Raw genomic sequence first — 6,154 nt, 5'->3', positions numbered from 1 at the left:
CGTCCAGGACGCCATCGCCCTGCAGAACGTGACCATCCCCGGCGGCAAGCTGTCCCTGGGCACCTACGACTACCAGGTGAGCGTGCCGGGCGAGGTCGATCACGCCGAGGAGATCCTCGGCTTCGTGCTCAACCTCGGGCTGCCGGACCCCGTCTACGTCCGCGACGTGGCCGAGGTCAGCTTCGGCATCAAGGACCGCGAGAGCTTCTCGCGCGTCAATGGCAAGGAGGCCGTGATCCTCACGGTCACCAAGCGCAGCGGCGAGAACATCATCGACATCGTGGACGAGATCAAGACGGTGCTCGAGCGCGAGCGGCCGCGGCTGCCGGCGGGCACCGAGGTGAGCCTGGTCGGCGACCAGTCCAAGGACATCCGCGACATGGTCCGCGAGCTGGAGAACAACATCATCAGCGGCCTGATCCTGGTGGTGCTGGTGCTGCTGCTGTTCATGGGCTTCACCAACGCCCTGTTCGTGGGCACGGCCATCCCCCTGTCGATGCTGCTGACCTTCATCGCGCTGAGGGCGCTGGGCATCACGCTGAACATGGTGGTGCTGTTCTCGCTGATCCTGGCGCTGGGCATGCTCGTGGACAACGGCATCGTGATCGTGGAGAACATCTACCGCCAGCGCGGCAAGGGGAAGGGCCCCGAGGAGGCCGCCGTCTACGGCGCCTCGCAGGTGGCCGCCGCGGTCACCTCCTCGACCCTGACCACGGTGGTCGCCTTCGCGCCGATGATCTTCTGGCCGGGGATCATGGGCGAGTTCATGAAGTACCTGCCGATCACGGTCATCATCTCGCTGCTGGCGTCGCTGCTGGTGGCGCTGGTCTTCAACCCCGTCATGTGCGCGCGGTTCATGCGGCCGCCGCGACCGCTCGGCGGTCGCGAGGGTGTCGGCGACCGCCTCATGCGGTACGGCCTGAAGACCTACGAGCCCACGCTGCGCTGGGCCCTGCAGCGCCCCTCCGTCGTGATGGGCGGCATGACCGCCCTGCTGATCGGCACCTTCATGCTGTTCGGCGTCTTCAACCACGGCGTCGAGCTGTTCCCGGACGTCGACCCCCGCCTGGCCTACGTCTCGATCACCGCGCCCTCGGGCACGCGGGTCGAGGTCAGCGACGCCTACACCGCCGAGGTGGAGTCGAGGGTCGCCGCGCTGCCCGACCTGAAGGCCTTCACCGGCCAGGTCGGCGCCGAGAGCGGCTTCGCCTCGAGCAGCCAGGCCCCGGCCAACAAGTCCCTGGTGACGATGGAGTTCATCGACCAGGAGGAGCGCGCGCAGTCCTCCCGCACGACGATCCAGCAGCTGCGCGACGCGCTGCGCGACTTCACCGGCGCGCGCCTGGTCATCGACAAGCAGGAGGAGGGCCCGCCCACCGGCAAGCCCGTCAACATCGAGATCTCCGGCGACGACTTCGCGGTCCTGGGCGACCTGGCCGCCGCGGTGAGGGAGCGCATCCGCGGCGTCGAGGGCCTGGTCGACGTGATCGACGACTACGACCGCAACCTCCCGCAGATCGAGGTGCGCCAGGACGTGGACAAGGCCGGACGCTTCGGCCTGCGGACCGTGGACGTCGCCGGCACCGTGCGCACCGCCCTGCTCGGCGCCGAGACGGCCAAGTTCCGCGCCGGCGAGGACGAGTACGACATCCGCGTGCGGGTGCAGCAGCCGTTCCGCCAGAAGGTCGAGGACCTCGAGAGCATGACCGTGTTCTACGAGGGCCAGCAGATCCCGCTGTCGTCCTTCGCCACGGCCGAGTTCAAGACGGGCCTGGCGGCGATCACCCGCATCGACGGCGAGCGCGTGGTCACCGTCTCGGGCGACGCCGCCGCCGGCTACAACGGCAACGCCCTGCTGGCCCAGGTGCAGCAGCGCCTGGCCGGCCTGACTCTGCCGCCGGGGTACGGCCTGAGCTACACCGGCGAGAGCGAGGACCAGCAGGAGGCGCAGTCCTTCCTCACCGACGCCTTCGGCCTGGCCGTCATGCTGATCTTCCTGGTGCTGATCAGCGAGTTCAGCTCGGTGACCACACCGCTGGTGATCATGTTCAGCGTCATCCTGTCGCTCATCGGCGTCATGATGGGCCTGATGTTCACCGGCACGCCCTTCGGCATCATCATGACCGGCGTGGGCGTGGTGTCGCTGGCCGGGGTCGTGGTCAACAACGCCATCGTGCTGCTGGACTACGTGGGCAAGCTGCGCGAGCGCGGCATCCCGACGGGGGAGGCCCTGGTCCAGGCCGGGCTGACCCGGTTCCGACCCGTGATCCTGACCGCGGTGACCACCATCCTGGGCCTGATCCCGCTGACGACCGGCGTGTCGGTCGACTTCTTCAGCCTGTTCAAGGGGGACTGGGGCCGCGTGGTGACCTTCGGCGGCGAATCCAGCGCCTGGTGGGGCCCGATGGGCGTGGCCGTGATCTGGGGCCTCGGCGTGGCCACCTTCCTGACCCTGGTGGTGGTGCCGGTGATGTACTCGCTGCTGGAGCCGACCAAGCGCCGGCTGCGGGCCCTGTTCATCGGCTGGTGGCTGGACCGCCGGCACGGGCGCGGCGAGGGTTACTGAGCCCGGTCCGTCCGCCGCTCGGAACGAGGCGCGCCCCCCGGGGCGCGCCTCTTCGCATCCCGTCAAACCTCCGCTGGCGGCGACCGCCGTTCGACACTAGGTTTCCCCCCCATGACGCCAACGAGAAACACACCTGGCCTGCTCGACGCCCGCGGCATCGCCGTCGTTCCCGGCCCTTACCACCGCGTGGCCTCGCTGGTGCCGAGCCTGACCGACACCGTGTTCGGCCTCGGCCGCGGCGACAGCCTGGTGGCCCGCACCGCCTACTGCGAGGAGCCGCGCGGCCTGGTCGCGCGCGTGCCCGCCTGCGGCGGCACCAAGAACCCGCGCCTCGACGACATCCTCGCGCAGCGGCCGGACCTCGTGCTGGCCTGCCTCGAGGAGAACAAGACCGTGCACCTGGACGCGCTCGCCGCGGCGGGCGTGCCGGTGTTCGCGGTGATGCCGCGCAGCCTGGACGACGTCGACGCGCTGCTGAAGGACCTGGGCATCCTGCTCGACGCCGGGGACGCCGCGCAGGCGGCGCGCGCGGCCCTGGCTGCCGCCCGTGCCGACGTCGCGGCCGCGCGGGGCGGGCGCCCGCCCGTCGCCGCGGCCACCCTGATCTGGAAGGATCCCTGGATGGCCGCCGGCGGCGCCACCCACATCGACGCGGTCATGGCCGAAGTCGGCCTGCGCAACGTCTACGCCGGCCACGAGGACTACCCGTCCACGACCCTGGACGAGCTGGCGGCCCTGGGGCCGGCGCTGGTCCTGCTGCCCGACGAGCCCTACCACTTCACCAAGCGCGACGCCGTCGCCGTCTCCGAAGCCCTGCTCCTGGCCGGCTCCGAACGTTGCCCCCGCATACCCGGCAAGCTGCTGAGCTGGTACGGCACCCGCACGGCGGGCTCGCTGCGCGAGTTGCAGCGGCTGCTGAGCCGCATCGCCCCGGTCGCGGGCTGAGCGCCGGCGGAGGTCACCCTTGCACTGGACGGAAATCCTCGGCTACGCGGCCTCGGTGCTGGTGGCGGTTTCGCTCACCATGGGCTCGCTGGTCAAGCTGCGCGTGATCAACCTGGTCGGCGCCGTGCTGTTCGCCGCCTACGGCGCCCTGCTGGGCGTGTGGCCGGTGCTGCTGGTGAACGGGTTCATCGCCGTGGTGAACGTGGTGTACCTGGTGCAGCTGCTGAACCGCCGCCCGGACTACTTCCAGCTCATGCCGATGCGGGACCGCGACAACCCCTTCCTGCGCCGCTTCCTGGAGTTCCACGCACCCGACGTGCGCCGCTTCTTCCCGGGCTTCGACCTCGACCGCCTGCAGAACCCCACGATCGTCTTCATCCTGCGCAACATGGTGCCGGTGGGGGTGCTGGTCTGCTCGCCGGATGCGCCGGGCACGCTGCGCATCGACCTGGACTACGTCCTGCCTCCCTGGCGCGACCTGCGCTGCGCCCGCTATTTCTACCGGGAATGGGGTCCGGTCCTGGCCGACAACGGCTTCCGGCGCTTCGTGGCCCACACCGAGGCGGGGATGCACCGAAACTACCTGCGCCGCATGGGCTACCGGCCCGACGGCGAGCGGGGGGAGGGATGGTACTCCCGGCCCGTGCTGGAAGGCTGAAATCCGATCCGGATCATATGTAATTGGTCAATAAATCATGAAGATGCGATGGTTATGTCTTGATTTTCCGCCCCCCGGGTTCCTCTATTTGATCGTCCGCAGTTGATATAGTCACAACAGGACGGTTCCCACATGAAGCGATGCCCGATCCTCCCCTTTGCGGTACTCCTGACGCTGGCGTGCCTGCTCGTTACGGCCGGTCCGGCCTTGGCCTTCACGGCGACCGACTGCGCCGACTGCCATACCGGCTCCGGCGGCGACCCCGCCGAGGTCACCGCCGAATCCATGACCGGCAGCGTCCACGAGGGCCTCGAGTGCACGGACTGCCACGCCGGCATCACCGAACTGCCCCACGACACGTTGTTGCCGGTCGACTGCGGCAGCTGCCACAGCGACGAGGCCGCCACCTACCAGGTCCACGGCCGCGGCGTGGTCGGCAAGTCGCCCTACATCCCGTTCTGCAAGGACTGCCACGGCACGCACGACATCCTGCCCTCGTCCGACCGGCACGCCCTGACCAACCCGATGAACCTGCCGACGACCTGCGGCAACTGCCACGAGGATTCGACCCTCGTCGCCGAGATCAACATCAAGTTCAAGCACCCGATCCGCGTCTACAGCCAGAGCGTGCACGGCCGCGCGACGGCCGGCGGCGTCCACCAGGCGGCGAGCTGCAACGACTGCCACAGCACCGGCGGCACCGCCCACATGATCCTGCCGCCGAGCGACATGCGCTCGACCATCGCCCACTTCAACATCCCGACCACCTGCGGCAAGTGCCACGGCGCCATCTCGCAGGACTACTGGGAAGGCATCCACGGCCAGATCACCGCCCGCGGCGAAGTCGACACGCCGGTCTGCACCACCTGCCACGGCGAGCACGGCATCCTGCCCACCGACGACCCCCGCTCGCCGGTCAGCCCCAACCGCATGGCCGAGGCGACCTGCACGCCCTGCCACGAGTCGGCGACCCTGAACGAGAAGTACGACCTGCCGACCGGGCGCCTGCAGTCGTTCGTGGACTCCTACCACGGGCTGAAGAGCAAGGCCGGCGACAAGCTGGTGGCCAACTGCGCCTCCTGCCACGGCGCCCACCTGATCCTGCCCTCGGCCGACCCGCGCTCGTCGGTCAACCAGGCCAACCTGCAGAAGACCTGCGGCCACTGCCACGCCGGGATCACCGCCGACGTCGCCAACCAGTCGATCCACGAGTCCGCCACCGGCCACCGGTCGGGCCTGGCCCACATCATCCAGGTCATCTACATCACGCTGATCGCGCTGGTGATCGGCGGCATGACGCTGCACTGGCTGATCGACCTGGTCCGCCAGATCTACCGCGTGATCCACGAGAAGCCCCAGGTCCGCCGCATGGATCCCAACGAGGTGTTCCAGCACACGGTGCTGGCCGTCTCCTTCACCGTGCTGGTGATCACCGGCTTCTCGCTGCGGTTCTACGACTCGTGGTGGAGCTCGCTGCTCTTCGGCCGCGAGGGCGGCTACGCCGTGCGCGGCTACATCCACCGCGGCGCCGCCGTGGTGATGATCCTCGGCGCCATCTACCACGCCTTCTACCTGCTGACGCCGCGCGGCCGCGAGTTCCTGCGCGGCATGATGCCCAACTGGGAAGACGCGAAGCAGCTGCTGCAGCGCACGAAGTACAACCTGGGTCTCAGCAAGGAGACGCCGCAGTTCGGCCGCTTCACCTACGTGGAGAAGGCCGAGTACTGGGCCCTGATCTGGGGCACGGTCGTGATGGCGCTGACCGGCTTCGCGCTGTGGTTCGACAACACCGTCACGCACTGGTTCCCCAAGGGCTCGATGGACGTCATCCTGGTGATCCACTACTACGAGGCCTGGCTGGCCTTCCTGGCCATCCTGATCTGGCACATGTACTCGACGGTCTTCATGCCGGGGATCTACCCGATGAACCCGTCGTGGATCACCGGCCTGATGCCGCAGCGCATGTTCGAGCACGAGCACCCGGC

Annotated in this window: 4 protein-coding genes; all 4 read left to right on the top strand. The window is 68.9% G+C overall.

The window, feature by feature from the left end:
* A partial coding sequence (locus Q7W29_09230) for an efflux RND transporter permease subunit (protein ID MDO9172000.1) occupies window positions 1-2,566 on the top strand: 2,566 nt, incomplete at its 5' end.
* Window positions 2,567-2,677: 111 nt separating this feature from the next.
* Complete coding sequence (locus Q7W29_09225) at window positions 2,678-3,511, top strand: helical backbone metal receptor (protein ID MDO9171999.1); 834 nt, start codon at window positions 2,678-2,680, stop codon at window positions 3,509-3,511.
* Between the two features lie 19 nt (window positions 3,512-3,530).
* The gene (locus Q7W29_09220; GenBank protein MDO9171998.1) at window positions 3,531-4,169 is read left to right on the top strand and encodes a hypothetical protein; all 639 of its coding nucleotides are present in this window, start codon (window positions 3,531-3,533) and stop codon (window positions 4,167-4,169) included.
* A gap of 132 nt (window positions 4,170-4,301) precedes the next feature.
* The coding region (locus tag Q7W29_09215) for a cytochrome b/b6 domain-containing protein (protein ID MDO9171997.1) at window positions 4,302-6,154 on the top strand (1,853 nt) is incomplete at its 3' end.

Source organism: bacterium (assembly GCA_030654305.1).
Lineage (GTDB): Bacteria > Krumholzibacteriota > Krumholzibacteriia > LZORAL124-64-63 > LZORAL124-64-63 > PNOJ01.
The sequence above is the reverse complement of the archived record's forward strand: the minus strand, read 5'-3'. Positions and strand labels throughout refer to the sequence as shown.